This window comes from Streptomyces alboflavus, from assembly GCF_000716675.1.
Taxonomy (GTDB): Bacteria; Actinomycetota; Actinomycetes; order Streptomycetales; family Streptomycetaceae; genus Streptomyces; species Streptomyces alboflavus.
This window is the reverse complement of sequence record NZ_JNXT01000029.1, coordinates 1-19,386: the sequence shown is the minus strand read 5'-3', so window position 1 is coordinate 19,386 and position 19,386 is coordinate 1. Positions and strand designations below refer to the sequence as shown.

Annotated in this window: 15 protein-coding genes and 1 pseudogene; 10 read left to right on the top strand and 6 right to left on the bottom strand. The window is 72.7% G+C overall.

Annotated features, from left to right (window positions below; genetic code table 11):
- Positions 1 to 12: 12 nt before the first annotated feature.
- Positions 13 to 477, bottom strand: a complete 465-nt coding sequence (locus OO63_RS22050) for a VOC family protein (protein WP_030360977.1) — start codon at positions 475 to 477, stop codon at positions 13 to 15.
- Positions 474 to 1,385, bottom strand: a complete 912-nt coding sequence (locus OO63_RS22045; protein WP_051811084.1) for a helix-turn-helix domain-containing protein — start codon at positions 1,383 to 1,385, stop codon at positions 474 to 476. Before OO63_RS22045 ends, OO63_RS22050 begins: the two co-directional genes overlap by 4 nt.
- Positions 1,386 to 1,560: 175 nt before the next feature.
- Here OO63_RS22045 and OO63_RS22040 point away from each other — a divergent pair, with 175 nt between their 5' ends.
- Positions 1,561 to 2,730 (top strand): HAD family hydrolase, encoded by a 1,170-nt coding sequence (locus tag OO63_RS22040; protein WP_030360979.1) that lies wholly within the window; start codon positions 1,561 to 1,563, stop codon positions 2,728 to 2,730.
- A 126-nt stretch (positions 2,731 to 2,856) separates the two neighbouring features.
- Here OO63_RS22040 and OO63_RS41515 read toward each other — a convergent pair whose 3' ends face one another.
- Together OO63_RS41515 and OO63_RS22030 are read right to left on the bottom strand one after the other, a co-directional pair.
- Positions 2,857 to 3,825, bottom strand: a complete 969-nt coding sequence (locus OO63_RS41515; protein WP_051811083.1) for an asparaginase — start codon at positions 3,823 to 3,825, stop codon at positions 2,857 to 2,859.
- A 148-nt stretch (positions 3,826 to 3,973) separates the two neighbouring features.
- Positions 3,974 to 4,333, bottom strand: a complete 360-nt coding sequence (locus tag OO63_RS22030) for a hypothetical protein (protein WP_078619286.1) — start codon at positions 4,331 to 4,333, stop codon at positions 3,974 to 3,976.
- 221 nt (positions 4,334 to 4,554) lie between these two features.
- On the opposite strand from OO63_RS22030, the gene OO63_RS22025 reads away from it, so the two are divergent.
- The 5 genes from OO63_RS22025 (at position 4,555) to OO63_RS22005 (ending at position 9,166) form a co-directional block, all read left to right on the top strand.
- Positions 4,555 to 4,923 (top strand): arsenate reductase family protein, encoded by a 369-nt coding sequence (locus tag OO63_RS22025; RefSeq protein ID WP_030360981.1) that lies wholly within the window; start codon positions 4,555 to 4,557, stop codon positions 4,921 to 4,923.
- Positions 4,924 to 5,087: 164 nt separating this feature from the next.
- The gene (locus tag OO63_RS22020) at positions 5,088 to 5,558 is read left to right on the top strand and encodes a hypothetical protein (protein ID WP_030360982.1); all 471 of its coding nucleotides are present in this window, start codon (positions 5,088 to 5,090) and stop codon (positions 5,556 to 5,558) included.
- A 419-nt stretch (positions 5,559 to 5,977) separates the two neighbouring features.
- Entirely contained in the window at positions 5,978 to 7,015 is a 1,038-nt protein-coding gene (glnII, locus tag OO63_RS22015) for a glutamine synthetase (protein WP_030360983.1), read from the top strand.
- A gap of 394 nt (positions 7,016 to 7,409) precedes the next feature.
- Positions 7,410 to 8,045, top strand: coding sequence for a winged helix-turn-helix domain-containing protein (locus tag OO63_RS22010; RefSeq protein WP_030360984.1), 636 nt, complete (start codon positions 7,410 to 7,412; stop codon positions 8,043 to 8,045).
- A 125-nt stretch (positions 8,046 to 8,170) separates the two neighbouring features.
- Positions 8,171 to 9,166, top strand: coding sequence for an NAD-dependent epimerase/dehydratase family protein (locus OO63_RS22005; protein ID WP_030360985.1), 996 nt, complete (start codon positions 8,171 to 8,173; stop codon positions 9,164 to 9,166).
- Positions 9,167 to 9,311: 145 nt separating this feature from the next.
- Here the strand turns inward: OO63_RS22005 and OO63_RS22000 are convergent, their stop codons facing one another.
- Positions 9,312 to 11,498, bottom strand: coding sequence for an MMPL family transporter (locus tag OO63_RS22000; RefSeq protein WP_199819529.1), 2,187 nt, complete (start codon positions 11,496 to 11,498; stop codon positions 9,312 to 9,314).
- Between the two features lie 248 nt (positions 11,499 to 11,746).
- Here OO63_RS22000 and OO63_RS21995 point away from each other — a divergent pair, with 248 nt between their 5' ends.
- From OO63_RS21995 to OO63_RS21985, 3 genes are all read left to right on the top strand, one after another.
- The gene (locus tag OO63_RS21995) at positions 11,747 to 13,024 is read left to right on the top strand and encodes a sensor histidine kinase (RefSeq protein ID WP_030360987.1); all 1,278 of its coding nucleotides are present in this window, start codon (positions 11,747 to 11,749) and stop codon (positions 13,022 to 13,024) included.
- Positions 13,009 to 13,659 carry a LuxR C-terminal-related transcriptional regulator gene (locus OO63_RS21990; RefSeq protein ID WP_030360988.1) on the top strand — a complete coding sequence of 217 codons (651 nt, stop codon included), beginning with the start codon at positions 13,009 to 13,011 and terminating at the stop codon, positions 13,657 to 13,659. Before OO63_RS21995 ends, OO63_RS21990 begins: the two co-directional genes overlap by 16 nt.
- Positions 13,660 to 13,734: 75 nt before the next feature.
- Positions 13,735 to 15,255 carry a DUF1996 domain-containing protein gene (locus tag OO63_RS21985; protein WP_030360989.1) on the top strand — a complete coding sequence of 507 codons (1,521 nt, stop codon included), beginning with the start codon at positions 13,735 to 13,737 and terminating at the stop codon, positions 15,253 to 15,255.
- Between the two features lie 92 nt (positions 15,256 to 15,347).
- On the opposite strand, the pseudogene OO63_RS21980 reads toward OO63_RS21985, so the two are convergent.
- Positions 15,348 to 15,796, bottom strand: a pseudogene (locus tag OO63_RS21980) (hypothetical protein); the annotation flags it as partial.
- 112 nt (positions 15,797 to 15,908) lie between these two features.
- Between OO63_RS21980 and OO63_RS21975 the strand changes: the two are divergent.
- Positions 15,909 to 19,046, top strand: coding sequence for an alpha-N-acetylglucosaminidase (locus OO63_RS21975; protein WP_030360990.1), 3,138 nt, complete (start codon positions 15,909 to 15,911; stop codon positions 19,044 to 19,046).
- The last annotated feature ends 340 nt before the right edge of the window (positions 19,047 to 19,386 follow it).

The window sequence follows — 19,386 nt, the reverse complement described above, 5'->3', positions numbered from 1 at the left end:
TCCGGTACGGCATCAGCCCTGGTCGGGGCGGGGCTCACCGCGGTAGGTGCCGAAGGACCACTTGTTGCCCTCGGGGTCGGCGATCGCGAACTCCCGGCTGCCGTACGGCTGGTCCTCGATCTCGCGGATCACCTTCACGCCTGCGGTGGTGAGGCGGAGGTAGAGGTCGTCGACGTGGTCGGTGACGACGTACGCGCCGAACGTGCCCGGCTGCAGGCACCACTCGGCGGCCTTCGGGTCGTGGCTGCCGAGCATGACGCCGCCGCCCTCGGGCCAGTCGAGCTGGGCGTGGGCGACGCGGCCGCCGTCCTCGTAGACGGCGGTGCGCAGGAAGCCGACGGTGCCGACGAGGAAGTCGATGAGGGCGGGGGCGTCCTGGGCCTGGAAGGTGGCCCAGACGTCGGCCGGGCGACGGTTCGCCACGGTCTGGCTGGTTTGCGCGTTCTGCACGTTCTGCGGGTTCTCGTTGCTGTTCATGCGTCCCAGTCTTCGCCGCCCCCGTGCCCCCCGGCTTGGATATTCCGGCACTCCTCGGCCACCCAGGCGCTGGGGCTCAGGCCCGTGTACTGCTGGAAGTCCCGGACGAGGTGGGAGTGGTCGTAGTACCCGCGGTCGGCGGCGATCCGGGCGAGGTCGGGGCGCGCGCCCGCGGCGACCGCACGGACGACGGCGGCCTTCGCGTGCTGGAAGCGGATGAGGCGGGCGGCCTGCTTGGGGGTGACGCCGGTCTCAGCCCGGAACAGCGCGGACAGGCGGCGTTCGCTGAGGGCGACGTGCGCGGACAGGCCGCGCAGGGTGCCCGCGCCGCGGTGCCGGGCGAGCCAGGCCCAGGCCTCGCCGACCTCGGGCCGCACCGCCCCGGCCCGCTCGGCGTCGGCCGCGCGGCGGGCCAAGTAGGCGTTGAGGAAGGCGAACCGGTCGCTCCAGGCGTCCTGCTCGCAGAGGCGCTCCCGGACGTCGGCGGCGATGCGGCCGAGCACGTCGGTGCCGTCGGTGACGAGCTGTCCGGCCAGCTCGGCGGCGGGCAGGCCGAGGAGCGCGCGGGCCGCGAGCGGGTGCACGGCGAGCTGGATGCCGGCCTCGTGCTCGGGCTGGACGACGTAGGCGGGGCTCTGGTGGAGGCCGCCGACGACGATGTCCGTGCGGACGGCGTCGGGGCCGGTCGCCTCGGCGGGGGTGCGGCCGGTGGTGACGGGGCCGTCGAGGGAGAAGATCAGCGTGAGGTACGGGGACGGCAGGCCGCGGTGCAGGGCGGGGCGCCGGCCCCGACTGCGGTAGCCGACGGCGGACACGACCCCGCCGCCGGGCGGGGGCGCGGCCCGGACGAACTCGCGGGAGGCGGCGTCGCCGTCCCGCACCGCGGTGTCCGCAGCCGTGGGGCCCATGAACCCATTGTGCGCGGGCGCGGGCGGGCCTGTCGTCCGGTGCGGCTACCCGCGTCCGTCCGTCCCATGCCCGGCACGCACGGTGACCTCGATCATGGGAATCGGGCACCTGCTCCTCGTAGCATGGCGCGCCGCTCCGGACGGGTCGGCGCAGCGCTCTCAGGGAACGGGAACCATGGCAATTCGAGCAAAGGGCAGGCTGGCGGTCGTCGGAGCGGCGGGGGCGCTTGCGGCGGCGGTGTTCGCAGGCGGCGCGCTGTGGCCGGGCGCGGCCGACGCGAAGGCGGCGGACGCGAAGGCGGCGGACGCGAAGGCGCCCACCCCGGCGGCCCGTGCCGCCGCGGCCGATCTCAAGCACTGGCCGAAGCCGGTGGCGGCGAAGCTCGGCAAGGTGATCGCGAAGAACCAGGGCAAGGGCGCGTACGCGGTCTTCGACGCGGACAACACGACGTACCGCCACGACCTGGAGGAGTCGCTGCTTCCGTTCCTGGAGATGAAGGGCGTCCTCAGCCGCGCGTCGATGGCCCCGTCCCTGAAGGTCATCCCGTTCAAGGACACGGCCACGCACAAGGAGAGCCTGTACAGCTACTACAACCGGCTCTGCGAGGTCGACGACCAGGTCTGCTACCCGTGGGCGGCGCAGATCTTCTCCGGCTTCACGCTGAAGAAGCTCAAGGGGTACGTGGACGACCTCCTCGCGTACGACAAGCCGATCCCGGCGACGTACTTCGACGAGCACGGCAAGGTCACGAAGACCGAGGTGGAGCGGCCGGAGTTCTTCCCCGGCATGCGGGAGCTGTACAAGTCGCTGCGCGCGCACGGCATCGAGGTGTACGTGGTGAGCGCGGCCAGCGAGGACCTGGTGCGGATGGTGCTCGCCGACCCGAAGTACGGGTACGGCGTGAAGCCGCAGAACGTCATCGGCGTCGGCCTGCAGCTCAAGGACCCGAGGACGGGGCGGGTGACCAGCTCCCGCAAGGAGATCGCCGAGGGCCGGTTCGGCCCGAAGGACCGGGCGCGGCTCGCGAAGTACGAGCTGACACCGAACCTGTGGGCGCCGCTGACCTGGTACCAGGGCAAGCCCGCCGCCATCTCCACGTACATCGACGAGTGGAAGAAGCCGGTCCTCGTCGCCGGGGACACCCCCGTGAGCGACGGCCCGATGCTGTTCCACTCGGCGGACGTGCGGAACGGGGGCGTACGCGTGTGGGTGAACCGCAAGGACAGCTACATGAAGCAGCTGGACGGGATGAAGCGGAAGAACGCGGCGCGGCAAAGGGAGTTGGGGCAGCCCGTGACGGCGGACAAGCGGTGGCTGACGGTGACGCCGGAGCAGATCGGCTGAGCGGAACGGCTCGCTGAGCGGAACAGCTCGCTGGGCGGACCAGCTCGCTGAGCCGAACGGGAGCCCCTGGGTCAGCCGACCCGGGGGCTCCCCCGTGCGGCCGGGGCCGCCGCCGACGGACCCGGGCTACCCGGCCCGCAGCCGCTCGAACGCCGCGGCCGTCGCCGCCCGGTCCGCGCCGTCGGCCAGCAGTGCGTGCAGGAGCAGGCGGGCCTTGGGCGCGTCGAGCTGGCCCGCGGAGATCAGGCCGCGGGCCAGCAGGTCGGACTCCGAACCGGGGCCGCGGTAGGTCTCGCTGAGCAGCGGGCCCGCGCCGGTGCGCGAGGCGAGGACGACGGGCATCCGCGCTGCCGCGGCGGCCAGCGGCTCGACCAGCCACTTCGGCGCGTGGCCCGCGCCGAACGCGGCGACGACCAGGCCATCGAAGCGGTCGTCCACGGCGTCAAGGAGCTCGCCGCCGTCGCCGAGGGAGAGCGTGAGCAGGGCGACGCGGGCGGGGGTGCGCAGCCGCAACGGCCGCTCGACCGTGGGCTTTTCGGGGCGCAGCAGGATGTGCGGGACGCCCTCCACGACACGGCCGAGCGGGCCCGCGCCCGGTGAGGCGAACGTGGCCACGGACGTGGTGTGCGTCTTGCGCACGTGCCGGGCGGCGTGGATCTCGTCGGCGAGGACCGTGAGCACGCCGAGGCCGCGGCAGCCCGGGTCGGCGGCGATCGCGAGCGCCGCGGCGAGGTTTGCCGGGCCGTCCGCGCCCGGCAGGTCGGGGCGGCGCATCGCGCCCGTGACGACGATCGGCTCGCGGGGCGCGCAGACCACGTCGAGCAGGAACGCCGTCTCCTCCAGGGTGTCGGTGCCCTGCACGACGACCGCGCCGTGCCCCGCCGCGGTGGCCTCGTCCACCCTCCCGGCCAGCTCGGCGAGGTCCGCCAACGCCAGGGAGGATCCGGGGAGTCGGCGGACGTCGTGCAGCTCGACGTCCACTCCGGCGGGGACCGGGGCGGCGGCCAGGGTCTGGGCGCCGGTGAGACGGGCGTAGTCCCCGCCCTGCGCGGAGATGGTGCCGCCGAGGGTGAACACGCTGACGGTCTTGGGCACAGGGGCTCGCTTCCGTGGGCAGGGGGTGGGTGCGGATGAGCAGGGGTGGGGCGGGGTGGGGCGATTGGGCCCCCTGGGGCCTCTCCCCGCTTCCACCCCGTCCCGAAACGGGCGGACCGCGCCGGGTGCGGCGCGGCCCCGGTCCGCGTCAGCGGCTGTAGCGCATCAGGGCCCGCACCATGTGGCAGGTGGTGTCCGACGGCGGGTGGATGCCGACCGTCTCCGCCATGGTGCGTATCCGTACGTTGCTCGCCTGGTTCGGCACCAGGACGCCCGCGTCGAGCAGGGCGATGGCCAGGCGCATGGCCTTGAGGCGGCGGTTGTGCGTGATGTACCAGTCGCGGGGGCGGCCGGGGGGCAGGGGGCGCTTCTCCAGCGGGACGTACGGCACGTCGCAGAGGGTGGGGTGGTCCGGGCGCGGGGCGCGCGACCTGCGCGCGGGACGCGGGGCGGCGGTGGTGCGGGTGCGGGTGACACCGGGCTTCGACGGCAGTGCGGCAGCGGGCACAGGCATCCTCCTGTCGCGTTCAGGAGCCCTCGCGGCCCCTTCGAACATTGCTACCAGTTTACTTCCCACCACTGACAATCAGCAGTCCACGCGGACCGCCAAAGTCGCAGGTGGACAGGGAATTTGCCGGTCCGGCACCCCAGTTGCACGAGGTGCGCGTGGGGTTCCCAGAATTCGAACACCGGCTGGACCGGCGGGGCCGCGGCGCTAGCGTGTGGGCCATGGAGATCTGGATCAACCCCGCCTGTTCGAAGTGCCGCAGCGCGCTGTCCCTCCTCGACGAGGAGGGCGTCACGTACACCGTCCGCCGCTACCTGGAGGACGTGCCGAGCCCCGACGAGATCCGCGCCGTCCTCGACCGCCTCGGCCTGGAGCCCTGGGACATCACCCGCACCCAGGAGGCCGCCGCGAAGGAGCTCGACCTCAAGGACCGCGCGCGCTGGCCGCGCGACGCGTCCGGGCGCGAGGCCTGGATCGAGGCACTCGCCGCCCACCCGAAACTGATCCAGCGGCCGATCATCACGGCGACGGACGGGACGGCGGTGGTGGGGCGGTCGGAGGAGGCGGTGCGGGACGCGATGTCGCGGTGACCGGTCGTCGGCTTCTCTGTGACCGACGGTCGGCCGGTATGCGATCGGCCGTCCTCGATCGACCTGTAACCGATCGGCCGTAGCAGGCAAAACGTTACATACCGGCCCATAGGGTTGAGCGCTCCATCTGCGACACGCAGGACGTCCGGAGGAAGGAGCGCATCGTGCGGAGTTGGCTGTCCGGGGGCGTGTACGGCACCGTCCTCGCGAGCGCGCTGCTCGCCGCCCTGCAGTCCGAGGGCACCCCCTACACGCCGTACTACGACGCCGCCTGGGTCATGGTCACCGCCGGCACCGCCGCCCTCGCGCACGGCTACGCCCATCACATGGCCACGCATCGGCCCGGCAGCGGGCTGCACCGGTGGCGGCAGCTCGCCTGGGCGCTGGCCGACGAGTGGCCCGTCGTGATCGCCTGCTGGCCCATCGTCGCACTCCTCGTCACCGCCGGGGTGATGGGGTGGGCCGAGGAGAACGTCACGTGCGCGGGGCTGATGCTGAATGCTGCGCTGCTGTTCGGGTGGGGGACGTTCGCCGCGTTGCGGGTGGGGTATCGGCGGGGGGTCGCTGCGCTGATCGGGGGTGTGGATGCGGCGATCGGGGTGGTGATCGCCGTGGCCAACGCGGTGATCAAGTAGGCCGGGGGCCTTCGCGGGGCGCCCCAGTCCCACCCCTTCACCGAGACCGGGGGCTCCGCCCCCTGGACCCCCGTTATCGGCGCTCCGCGCCTCGTCCTCAAACGCCGGACGGGCTAGAACTTTCCCCGGGGCGGGCTAGAACGGTGCCGCAGCGGCGAGATATTTAGCCCCTCCGGCGATTGAGGAGCGGGGTCTGGGGCGGAGCCCCCCACGCGGCGGAGCCGCAAATTGTCACAGCCGGGAAGGGGCGGGACTGGGGAGCGCCCCGCAACGTGACCCCCCTCACCCCCACCCCAGGTAACACGGGGTTCACAAACGGGCAACGGACGGGAAATCGCGGGTTGGCAGTCTGCGCAGCATCACCACGGCCCGCAGCACCCGCACGTCTGCGCCGTACCAAGCGTCAAAGGATGAAGCCCGTGACCTTCAAGGCTGAGTACATCTGGATCGACGGCACCGAGCCGACGGCCAAGCTTCGCTCGAAGACGAAGATACTGGCGGACTCCCAGCGCACCGCGACGGTCGCGGACCTGCCGATCTGGGGCTTCGACGGCTCGTCCACGAACCAGGCGGAGGGCCACGCGTCGGACCGCGTGCTCAGGCCGGTCGCCAGCTACCCGGACCCGATCCGCGGCGGCGACGACATCCTCGTCCTGTGCGAGGTCCTGGACATCGACATGACGCCGCACGCGTCGAACACCCGCGCCGCGCTGGCGGAGGTGGCCGGCCGGTACGCCGCGCAGGAGTCGATCTTCGGCATCGAGCAGGAGTACACGTTCTTCAAGGGCGCCCGCCCGCTCGGCTTCCCCGAGGGCGGCTTCCCGGCGGCGCAGGGCGGCTACTACTGCGGCGTCGGCGCGGACGAGATCTTCGGCCGTGACGTCGTCGAGGCGCACCTGGACAACTGCCTGAAGGCGGGCCTCGGCATCTCCGGCATCAACGCCGAAGTGATGCCAGGACAGTGGGAGTTCCAGGTCGGCCCGCTGTCCCCGCTGGAGGTCTCCGACCAGCTGTGGGTGGCCCGCTGGCTGCTGTACCGCACCGCCGAGGACTTCGGCGTCTCCGCGACCCTCGACCCGAAGCCGGTCAAGGGCGACTGGAACGGCGCGGGCGCGCACACGAACTTCTCGACGAAGGCCATGCGCGAGCGGTACGACGCGATCATCACCGCGTGCGAGTCGCTCGGTGAGGGCTCCAAGCCGATGGACCACGTCAAGAACTACGGCGCGGGCATCGACGACCGTCTCACCGGCCTGCACGAGACCGCCCCGTGGAACGAGTACAGCTACGGCGTCTCCGACCGCGGCGCGTCCGTCCGCATCCCGTGGCAGGTCGAGAAGGACGGCAAGGGCTACATCGAGGACCGCCGTCCGAACGCCAACGTCGACCCGTACGTCGTGACGCGCCTGCTCGTCGACACCTGCTGCGCGGCGCTGGAGAAGGCCGGTCAGGTCTGACCGGTCCGAGCCGTTCCGTGCGGTCTGCACGGTCTGCCGAATTTCGTTCGGGGCGCCCGCCCGCTGGGGGGCGCCCCGAACGCGTGCCCCAACTTCCGCCTCGGAGCGGGCCATTTCCGGCCACCCGCACGCCAAGGAGTCGTATCAACGTGCGAGAGGGATCCGCCGGACCCGTCCTCATCTGCTTCAATGGGGCCATGGGCAGCTTCCAGATCACCGCGACGGGTCACTGTGACCTCGAGCCTTTCTGGCCTTCCCGGCAGCATCACGACTTCGACCGGGTGTGTTGCCGCGCGCTGAGCGCGCGGGCCCTCTGAAGCCGTATTCCCGGCCTCCGGCCTGACGCGCACGACGTACGTCCTCGACGACTCCTCCGCGCGAAAGAGCTGACCTCATGGCGAACTCCCGTTCCTTCTCCGCCGCCCCCGCCGCCTCGGCTGCTTCCGGGGTCCCGGTGGCACCCCGCCCCACCACCTCCTCCGCCCGCGGGCGCCTGCGAGCCGTCGCACCCGACGAGGTCGCCCAGGTGTCCGGCCTCGCCGGCATCTCGGGCTTCCTGCCGCCGGGCGCGACGCTGCTTCCCGCGCCCCAGCACGCGCTGCCCGCCCGGCCGGGGCAGCCGCCGATGATCGGCTATCTGGTCCTCCTGCCCGCCGGGCAGGAGCCCGCCCCCGCCGGTCCCGTCCCCGCCGGTCCCGTCGCCCCCGAGCCCGAGCCGTCGCTCGACCTGGCCGGCCGCGGACCCGTGCGCATCGACACCGCGCGGCGCTCCGCGCACGTCGAGGGGCAGGCGCTGGACCTCACGTACCTGGAGTTCGAGCTGCTCGCGCATCTCGTCGCGCATCCGCACCGGGTGCACACCCGCGACCAGTTGGTGACGACGGTGTGGGGGTACGGACACGTGGGCGACGGGCGGACCGTCGACGTCCACATCGCCCGGCTGCGGCGCAAGCTCGGGGTCGAGCATCGGGCAACGATCCAGACGGTGCGGCGGGTCGGGTACAAGTACGCGCCGCCGACCGCCGGGTGACGGTCACCGGACCCCGCCCCCTGGCGGCCGTTCGGGCCTGGCCGGATTCCTCCTGCGGCTGAACGATTCTTCCGCTGGCGGAATCCGGTTCCCCCGGAGCGGTCCCTGCCGTCAGAGTCGCGCCCATGAGACTTCTGATGCTGGGTGGTACGGAGTTCGTGGGGCGGGCCGTCACCGAGGACGCGCTCGCGCGCGGCTGGGACGTGACGGTGTTCCACCGGGGGCGGCACGCGGCGCCGGACGGAGCGCGGGCCGTCCACGGGGACCGGACGACGGCCGCGGGGCTCGCGGCGCTCGCCGCCGACGGCGGCACCTGGGACGCCGTCGTCGACACCTGGTCCGGGGCGCCGCGCGTCGTCCGGGACACGGCGCGGCTGCTCACCGAGCGGGCCGGGCGCTACGCGTACGTCTCCAGCGCCTCCGTCTACCGCTACCCCGGCGAGGCCGGGTCCGACGAGTCGTTCCCCGTCGTGGCGGGCGACCCCGACGCCGACGCCGTCGCCTACGCGGAGGACAAGCGCGGGGGTGAGCTGGCCGCGGAGGGGGCCTTCGGGGCGGAGCGGACGCTGCACGTGCGGGCCGGGCTGATCCTCGGGCCCTACGAGAACATCGGGCGGCTGCCGTGGTGGCTGAACCGGGTCGCCCGGGGCGGGGCCGTGCTCGCGCCCGGGCCCCGGGACGCCTCCGTCCAGTACGTGGACGTACGTGATCTCGCCGCGTGGACGCTGGACGCCCTGGCTGCAGGGCTCTCCGGGCCCTACAACATCGTCTGCCCCCAAGGGCACGTCACCATGGGCGACTTGCTCGACGCGTGCGTGCGCGTGGCGGGGGCGCCCCGGGCGGAGCTCGTCTGGACCGCCCCCGAGGCCGTCCTCGCCGCCGGCATCGAGCCCTGGCAGGAACTCCCCGTGTGGCTGCCGCCCGGTGAGCTGTACGACACGATGCACGACACCAGCGTCGCGAAGGCCCTCCAGGCCGGGCTGCGGTGCCGAAGCGCCCTCGACACGGTCTCCGACACGTGGGACTGGCTCCGGGGCCTCGGCGGGGTGGCGCCGCAGCGGGCCGACCGGCCGGTGGTGGGGCTTGCGCCGGAGAAGGAGGCGGCTGCGCTGGGCGCGTGAGGCGGCTGTGGCCGGGCGGGGCTGGGCGGCCACCCTGCGGCCGACGGCGGCCCCACCCGTCCCCGCGCGCCCCGCTCACGAAACGGGTCGGCCCCACTCACCCCCGCCGGGGAGGGGTGAGTGGGGCCGATCCGGTTCGCGGGGTTCAGACGCGCTCCCACGTGGGCGCCGGAGCCGACGGCGCCGCCACCGGGGCCTCGTGCGAGACATGGGGCAGCCAGCGGAGGTAGCGCGGGGTGTGCCAGTTGCGCTCGCCGAGGAGGGTCATGAGGGAGGGCAGGAGGACCATGCGGACCACCGTCGCGTCGAGGAGGACGGCGACGCCGAGCCCGACCCCCATCTGCTGCATGTCCTGCATGGACAGCGTGCCGAAGACGGCGAACACGGCCACCATGATCACCGCCGCACCGGTCACCGCACCGGCCGTCCGCGTGATGCCCTCACGGATCGCGTCCCGGTTGCCGAGGCCCCGGTCCCGCGCCTCACGGATCCGGGAGACCACGAACACGTGGTAGTCCATGGACAGGCCGAACAGGACCACGAGGACGAACAGCGGCATCCAGTTCTCGATGGCGCCGACCTTCTCCGAGCCGATCAGCGAGGCACCCCAGCCGTGCTGGAAGACGGCGGTCATGACGCCGTACGCGGCGCCCACGGACAGCAGGTTGAGGGCGATGGAGGTCACGGCGATCACCACGGACCGGAAGCTGAACAGCATCAGCAGGAACGTGACGGCCGCGATGAACAGGAACACCGGCACGATGCCCTGGGAGAGCTGGTCGCTGAAGTCCTCGGACTCGGCCAGGTCCCCGCCGACGTACGCCTCGACTCCCCCGCCGCTCCCGTCACGTACCTCACTCACCTCGTCACGCAGATCGGCGAGGGCCTTCTTCGCCTCGGGACCGGTGCCGGTGCCGGGCAGCGGCACGGCGATCTCGGCGACGTCCTGGCGGGCGTGGACGGTGACCTCGGCGCCCTTGCCCGCCCGCTGCTCCAGCGCCCGGAGGGTGTCGCGCGCCGGGGCGGAGGTGATGTCGTCGGCCTTGACCACGATCCGGGCGGGTGCGGGACCGCCGGGGAACTCCTCGGTGATCGCCTTGAAGGAGACGGAGAGCGGCGCGTCGGAGCCGAACTGCTTCTCCAGGCCGAGCTGTTCGGTCTTCATGCCGAGGGCGGGCGCGGCGAGGGCGAGCAGCAGCGCGGTCGCGGCGACCGCGAAGAACTTGGGCTTGGCGAGCACCGGCTTGAGGAGCGATCCGGCGACGGAGCCGCTGGCGTGGGCACCCTTCTTGGAACGGCGGTTGAGGAAGGGGATGCGTCCCGCGTCGATGCGGTCGCCGAGCCAGGCGAGCAGCGCGGGAAGCACCGTGACGGAGCCGAGCATGGCCACGCAGACGACCAGGATGGTGGCGACGGCGAAGCCCTTGAAGAGGAGCAGGCCGGACAGGAACATGCCCGCCATGGCGACCATGACGGTCAGTCCTGACACGAGGACGGCCCGCCCGCTGGTGGCGGCGGCGATGCGCAGCGCCGTGTCGGCGTCGCGCCCGGCGGCCCGCTCGTCCCGCTCGCGGCGCAGGTAGAACAGGCAGTAGTCGACGCCGACGGCGAGGCCCATCAGGAACATCACGGAGTACGTGGTCTCGAAGATGTGCAGGGAGTGGCTGGCCAGGGAGAGCAGGCCGAAGGCGGCGACGCAGGCGGTGAGCGCGAGCCCGACGGGCAGCAGCGCGGCCACGACGGCGCCGAAGGCGACGAGGAGGATGCCGAGGGCCAGCGGTACGGCGGTGAACTCGGCCTTCTTCAGGTCGTCGGAGAGCAGGTCGTTGAGGTGCTTCTCGGAGCTGGCGTCGCCGAACTGGTGGACGCTGATCCCGCGCTCGGCACCGGCGTCCTTCGCCTTGGCGACGGCGTCGAGCACCGGCTGCACCTGGTCCGCGGCGTCGTCGGACTTGCCCTTCATCTCGAAGCGCAGGAGTGCTTCCTTGCCGTCCTCGGAGGGCAGCGGCGGCTTGATCTTCTCGACCTTGCCGGTGTCGCTCAGCGCCCGGGAGAGGTCGGCCGCGGCGTCCTTCCAGCCGTCGGCGGACTTGGCGCCGACCATGACCAGCTCGCCCGCGGGCTCGTCGATCCCGGCGTCGTCGAGGATCTTCGTGGCCGTCGCCGAGTCGCCGACGCCCATCTCGTCGTCGGTGGCCGTGACGGTGCCGGTGGCACCGCCGATCACGGTGGCGAGGACCACGAAAAGCAGCCAGCCGAGGATCGCCGTCTTGCGATGGTGTGCGCTCCACACCCCGAGTCGTGCCGCGAGGTTACGCCCCTTGGCGCTCATGTCCTTCGCCCCCAGTTGAGTAAGCGTGAGATAAGCCGAACTGACGTGATCCACGCTAGAAATCGGCGGCCCGCCGCCCCAGCCGCCGAGCCCCCCTGTCGGTGAAGCACAGGCCCCGGCGCGGGGGTGGTGCTGGCACCACCCCAAGCCGGGTGCCCGGACCCATGACCGGGACGGCCGTGACCAGGGAGACTGTTCGAGTGCCGGACGCAGCGACCGCGGACGGGCCGTTGGAGGAGAGGGACATCATGAAGACGTCGAGGGTGCGCGAAGCACTGGTGTCGGGGGCGCGCGGCCTGTATCTGGCGATCATCTCGCTGGCCGGGTCGATCACGCTCTTCGTCCTCGCGGTCGTGTCGATCGCGTTCATCGTGCTCGGGATCGGCCTCTTCACGACCCCGGTGGTCCTCGCGGCCGTGGCCAGGTTCGCCAATCTGCGCCGGGTGCACGCCGCCGAGTGGGCGGGCGTCCGCATCCCGGTCCCGTACCGGCAGCCGCCCGCGAACGAGCCGGCCGGGGCCGTCGGCCAGGTCGCGCGCTGCCTGCGGATGCTGAAGGACCCGGCGACCTGGCGTGACCTGCAGTGGCTCCTGGTCGACATGACGGCGGGCTTCACCGTCGTGATCTTCGCGCCCGCCCTGCTGCTCTACCCGGTGTACGGCTGGGTGCTCGCCCTCGGCGTCTGGCGGCCGATCCACAGCGCGGGCGGCGGCGAGTGGTACGGCTTCATCCACGTCACCTCGCAGATGACGGCGAACGGCGCCGCCGTGCTCGGCACGGCCCTCGGCGTGCTCGCCCTCTTCGCCAACCCGGCCATCGTCCGCGGCCACTTCCTGCTCGCCCGCAGCCTGCTCGCGCCCACCACCTCGATGCGCGAGCGCGAGCTCGCGCTGCGCGTGGACCGCCTGGAGGAGACCCGGCACGACGCGGTGGACACCTCCGCCGCCGAGCTGCGCCGCATCGAGCGCGATCTGCACGACGGCGCGCAGGCCCGCCTGGTCGCCATGGGGATGGACCTCGGCACCATCGAGGCGCTGGTGGAGAAGGACCCGGCGAAGGCCAAGGAGATGCTGGCCAAGGCCCGGCAGAACTCCGGCGAGGCGCTGACCGAGCTGCGCGACCTGGTCCGCGGCATCCACCCGCCGGTGCTCGCCGAGCGTGGCCTCGGCGACGCGGTGCAGGCGCTCGCGCTGCGGCTGCCGCTGGACACGGAGGTCGACGTGGAGCTGCCGGGCCGCCTGGACGAGCCGGTGGAGGCGGCGGCGTACTTCGCGGTGAGCGAGACGCTGACGAACGCGGTGAAGTACGCCGAGGCGGAGCGCGTCTGGGTGGACGTGCACCACGCCGCCGGGATGCTGCGGATCGCGGTCACGGACAACGGCAAGGGCGGGGCGCGGATCGGCGCCGGGTCGGGGCTGAGCGGGATCGAACGGCGACTCGGTACATTCGACGGCGTACTGGCCGTCAGCAGCCCCGTTGGCGGTCCGACCATGGTGACCATGGAGATCCCTTGCGAGTTGTCCTAGCCGAAGATCTCTTCCTGCTGCGCGACGGTCTCGTGCGGATGCTGGAGGCATTCGACTTCGAGATCGCGGCGGCCGTAGAGACCGGGCCGGAGCTGACGAAGGCCCTCGCGGAACTGCAGCCGGACGTCGCCGTGGTCGACGTCCGGCTGCCGCCTTCGCACACGGACGAGGGCCTGCAGTGCGCGCTCGCGGCGCGCCGGGCCCGGCCGGGTCTGCCGGTGCTCGTCCTGTCGCAGCACGTGGAGCAGTTGTACGCGCGTGAGCTCCTCGCCGACGGCAACGGCGGGGTCGGCTATCTCCTCAAGGACCGGGTCTTCGACGCGGAGCAGTTCGTGGACGCGGTGCGCCGGGTCGCCGCGGGCGGCACCGCGATGGACCCGACGGTCATCCAGCAGCTCCTCTCGCGGCGCGCCACGGACCAGCCGCTCGGCGCGCTCACCCCGCGCGAGCGCGAGGTGCTCGAACTGATGGCGCAGGGCCGGTCCAACGCGGCGATCGCGGGGCAGCTCGTGGTGACGGAGCGGGCCATCGCCAAACACACCTCAAATATTTTCGCGAAGCTCGACCTGCCGGTGTCGGACGACGACAACCGCCGTGTCCTCGCGGTTCTCGCCTATCTCGATCAAGGGCGTTGATACGGACGGGAGTTCGCGCCGAGAATTTCCCGGCGGGCTTTGAACACGGCGGACCGCTGATGCGTACGTAGCCCCATGGGACGCACCTCACGACGCACGTCACGAAAACGATCAAAACTGGCCGGGCGGGCGATCGCCGCGTCGGCGGCGCTCATCCTGGGCGGCGGCGGACTTGTCGCGGTGAATGTCTACGCGAACGCCGAGGAAGGCGGGGGTCCGCCGCCCGAGAGCCAGGTACAGAACCAGGCCCAGGGCGGGGATCAGCAGGCGACCACCATCAGCTGCCCCGACGTCGGCAATCAGCTCCCGGAGGTTCCCGAGGGCGCGCGCGCCGAGGTCGACCGCGAACTCGCCACGCTCGACAGCCAGATCACCGACGCCTACGCGAAGTTCGCCGAGGCCGAGGACAAGAATTCCGTGCTCGGCCCGCTGGAGGAGCGGCGGCGCCCGACCATCGAGAACATCCGGTCCGCGATCGACCGGGGCGGCCAGGCGCCCGAGAACCTGGACGGCATGGCGCCGTGCACCCTGCGCGCCGACGACGACGGCCGCGGCGGGCAGGGCGGAGACCAGGGCCAGGGCAGTAATGGCGGTGACCAGGGCCAGAACGGCGGCCAGGGCAACGGCCAGGGCCAGGGGCAGGGCGGCGACCAAGGCGACGGGCAGGGCGGAGACCAAGGTCAGGGGCAGGGGCAGGGGCAGGCGGGCAACGGCCCCGAGGCCGGTGACTTCGTCGACATCAAGTCGGTCCGCCCCAACGTCCAGAAGCCGCGCACACAACGCGGCGCCTCCCGCGGCACCTTCACCACGAATTGCGGAACGAACGAGAACGGAAAGTTCAATCCGGACAATGTCATCGTCGCGCCCGGTGTGAGCAATGGCGCCCACCATATGCACGACTACGTCGGAAATCAGGAGACGGACGCCTTCTCCGGTGACGACGACCTCGCGAACGGTGACACCAGTTGCCGCAATCGGGGCGACAAGTCCACGTATTACTGGCCGGTCCTTCGGCTGCAGAACGGAAACGACGAGAACGACGCCGACGCGGACGGCGGCGGCCGGGACAAGAACGTCGGCGAGATCCAGACGCCGGACCAGGTCACGCTGAAATTCGTCGGAAGTCCGGTCGGAAAGGTGACCGCGATGCCGCGTTTCCTGCGCATCATCACCGGTGACGCCAAGGCGTTCACCAACGGTGACGCCAATGCCAACGCGTCCTGGAGCTGCACCGGATTCGAGAACCGGCAGCTGAAGGACAAGTACCCGATCTGCCCCCGGGGCAGCAAGGTCGTGCGGACCTTCAACTTCCAGAGCTGCTGGGACGGCCAGAACACCGACAGCGCCAACCACCGCACCCACGTCGCCTTCGCCGACCAGCGCAGCGGCCGCTGCCCCCAGGGGTTCCGCGCCGTCCCGCAGCTGGTGCAGCGCGTCGTGTACGACGTGCCGCCGGGCCCCGGCTTCGCCGTCGACTCCTTCCCCGAGCAGCTGCACAAGCCCATCACCGACCACGGTGACTTCATCAACGTGTTCGACGAGCGTCTGATGCAGCGCGTCGCCAAGTGCATCAACGGCAACCGCCGCTGCGCCTGACGCCCCCTCCGGGGCATCCGCCCCACCCCGAACTGCTGCGCGGTCGGCCCGCGCGGTGCCGGTGGAACCGTGCCCCACGTGCCCAGGGCCCGGTCCTCGCTCCCCCCACCACCCTCCCTCACGGCGAGTGGTGCGAGGCCCGTTCCACCGTCCCGCCGAGCCGGCCGCGCAGCGCGTCGACCACCGCCGGATCCCCCACGGCGACCCACTTCCTGCCGACGAGATACGTACCGCCGTAGTCCTTGGCCGCGTTCAGCCAGTCGCGCTCGCCGCGGTCGGTGGCGAAGGTCGCGAGCACGAAACGGCCGTCCTCGTTCTGGCACTTGGCCTGGCGCAGCTCATCGGCGTTCGTCTGGATGTCGGGCGCGCACTCGGCCTTCGCCGCCAGCTGCTCCAGGGTGCCGGTGGCCGCCCTCGGCGCCCCGTCCGCCGCGCCGTCCCCACCGGAGCCGTCGCCCGCGCCCGCGGCGAGGCCCGCCGCGATCACCAGGCCCAGCGTCGTGGCCGAAAGCGCTCCCGCGGCCCACACCATCTTCCTCATCGCTTCCTCCTGTCCCGTCCGGCGATGCGAACTCGCCTTCTCCGTACGCACCGTTGAGCGCTGAAGGCCGCCCGGATACCGTGCGCCGCAGTCATCGACGCAGGGGGTACACATGTACGGACCGTCGCGACGCACCATGCTCGGCACCGCCGGTGCCATCGGCCTGACCGGGCTCGGAGGCCTGGGCACCGCCGTCGGCGCCCCGGACCCGGCCCGCGCGGCCGAGGAGCCCGCCGCGGGCCCCGCCCTCGATACGGATTCCGCGCGCTCCGTGCTCAATCGGCGACTCCCGCACCACGCGGACCAGTTCAGACTGAGACTCGTCCCGGCCCGGGAAGGCCGGGACCGCTTCCGGGTGACCGGCTCCACGGGCCGGATCGAGGTGTCGGGCACCACGCCCGCCGTGCTGCTCACCGGCGTCCACTGGTACCTGAAGTACGTCTGCGGCGCGCACATCGCCTGGAACGGCGACCAGCTCGACCTGCCGCGCCGCCTGCCCGCACCGGCCCGCCCGCTGACCCGCGCCACCGGACTGCGCCACCGCTTCGCCCTGAACGACACCAATGACGGCTACACCGCCCCGTACGCCGACTGGCCGTACTGGGAGCGCATGATCGACGTCCTCGCGCTGCACGGCTGCAACGAGGTGCTGACCATCGCGGGCACCGAGGCCGTCTACCACCGCGTCCTGAAGGACTTCCAGTACACCGACGCCGAGTCCCGCGCCTGGCTGCCCGCGCCCTCGCACCAGCCGTGGTGGCTCCTTCAGAACCTGTCCGGGTACGGCGGCCCGCTCTCCCCCGCGATCATCGAGCGGCGCGTGGACCTGGGCCGCAGGATCGTCGACCGGCTGCGCGAGCTGGGCATGGCGCCGGTGCTCCCCGGTTACTACGGGCACGTCCCGGACGGCTTCGTGGCCCGCAACGGCGGGGACGCGCGCGTCGTGCCGCAGGGCACCTGGCACGGCTTCAAGCGCCCCGACTGGCTCGACCCGCGCACCGACGCCTTCGCGCGGGTCGCCGCGTCCTTCTACCGTCACCAGCGCGAACTCTTCGGCGCCGCCGACCACTTCAAGATGGACCTGCTGCACGAGGGCGGCACCGCGGGCGACGTGCCCGTGCCCGCCGCCGCGCAGGGCGTGGAGAAGGCCCTGCGGGCCGCGCACCCCCGTGCGACCTGGGTGATCCTCGGCTGGCAGGAGAACCCGCTGCCCGCGCTCCTCGACGCCGTCGACCGCGAGAAGATGCTGATCGTCGACGGCGTCTCCGACCGCTACGAGAAGGTCCCCGACCGTGAGAAGGACTGGGGCGGCACGCCCTACGCCTTCGGATCCATCCCGAACTTCGGCGGCCGCTCCACCATCGGCGCCCGCACCCACCTGTGGCAGGAGCGGTTCTTCGCCTGGCGCGACAAGCCCGGCAGCGCGCTCGTGGGCACCGCGTACATGCCGGAGGCCACCGACCGCGACCCCGCCGCCTTCGAGCTGTTCTCCGAACTGGCCTGGATGGACGGCGAGGTGGACCGCGCCGACTGGTTCTCCGCGTACGCCGACTTCCGCTACGGCGGCCGCGACAGCCGCGCCCGCGCCGCCTGGCGTGCCCTGCACGACACCGCGTACCAGCACCGGGCCGTCGAGCGCAGCGACCCGCACGACTCGCTGTTCGCCGCCCGCCCCGACCTGGCCGCGAACCGCGCCGCCGAGTACGCGCCGCGCGCCCTCACCTACGATCCCGGCCGCTTCGACGCCGCCCTCGCCGGGCTGCTCGGCGTCGCGGGCGGACTGCGGCGCAGCGCCGCCTACAAGCACGACCTCGTCGACGTCGCCCGCCAGGCCCTCGCCCACCGCAGCCGCCAGCTCCTGCCCCAGCTCAGGGCCGCGTACGCGGCCAAGGACCAGGACACCTTCCGGGCCCTGTCGAACCTGTGGCTGCGCCTCATGCGGCTCTCCGACGACGTCACCGGTACGCACCCGGCGTTCCTGCTCGGCCCCTGGGTCGAGGACGCCCGGCGCCTGGCCACCAGCGACACCGAGCGCACCGAGTTCGAACGCACCGCGAAGGTCCTCCTCACCGTCTGGGGCGACCGGCCCACCTCCGACCCCGGCAACCTGCACGACTACGGCAACCGCGAGTGGCACGGCCTGACCGGCGACTTCTATCTGCCGCGCTGGCAGAAGTGGCTCGACGAACTCGCCGACGCGCTGGCCGCCGGGCGCGCGCCCACGCCCGTCGACTGGTACGGGGCCGTGGAGGAGCCCTGGACGCGGCAGCGCGAGGACTATCCCCTGCGGCCCGTCGGCGACGCCCACCGCACCGCCGCCCGCGTCCACGACGTCCTCGCCCGCGCCCCCTACCAGGGCTCCCTCGACGTCACCGCCGAGCCGCCCGCCTTCCCGCCCGGCGGGCACGCCCGCGTCTCCGCCCGCTTCCGCAACGTCAACGGGCTGCGCGCCACCGGCCGCGTCGACTTCACCCTCACCGGCCTCGACGCCGAGCCCGACGGGCCGACGTCGCTGCCCCGGGTGCCCGCCGGGGGCACCGGCACCGTCGCCTGGCGCGCCGACGCCCCCGACACCCCCCTCGACCGGCCGCTGCGCCCCCTCCCCTACACCCTCACCGCCCGGTACGGGCCGCAGGGCGAGAAGCGGGTGCCCGCCGTCCACGAAGGGACCCTCTTCGTCGCCGGGCCCCTCAGCCCCGGCTGGAAGACCTACACCAACAACGGGGCCGTCTTCGGGGAGTTCGACGGGCGGTACGCCATCGACGGGAGCGGGGCCGATCTGTGGCGGGGCACCACCGAGTTCGGCACCCTCTACCGGGCCGGGGCCCTGCGCGACGGCGTGACCGTCACCCTCCGCGTCGACTCCCAGGCCGCCACCGGGCCCTGGGCCCGCGCCGGCATCATCGCCCGCAACTCCCTCGCCGCCCCCCGCTCCCCCGGCTTCCTCAACCTCGCCGTCACCCCCGCCAACGGCGTCGTCCTCTCCTACGACACCACCGGCGACGGCACCCTCGACACCTACCAGCGCGTCACCGGCGTCCGCGCCCCCGTCCTCCTCCGCCTCTCCCGTGCCGGGTCCACCTTCACCGGCGCCCTCTCCACCGACGGCGGCACCTCGTGGCGCACCGTCGCCTCGGTCCCCGTGCCCGGGGTCGCCGCCGCCCAGGACGTGGGGATGTTCATGACGGCTACGCACGGGGGTGCGGGGGGCCGGGGCACGGTGGAATTCAGCGCCTGGCAGCTGCCCTGACCCTGCGGGGCCCCCAATCCCGCCCCTTCCCGATCCCAGGGCTCCGCCCCTGGACCCCGGGGGTGGGTGTCCCCTTCGGGTGGGACAGCCACCCCCGATCGGCGCTCCGCGCCTCGTCCTCAATCGCCGGACGGGCTGAAACCTTCGCCGAGGCAGGCTGCAAGGCGTCGCCGAGGCGGACTGGAAAGCTTCGCCAGGGCGGACTGGAAGGCTTCGCCGAGGCAGGCTGGAAGGCTCGCCGGGGCGGGCTGGAAGGCTTCGCCAGGGCGGCTGAGACACACCTGGCAGGCAGTGCGACCCGCCCCCGCCGAAGCCATGGCGGGGGCGGGCGGGTGGGAAA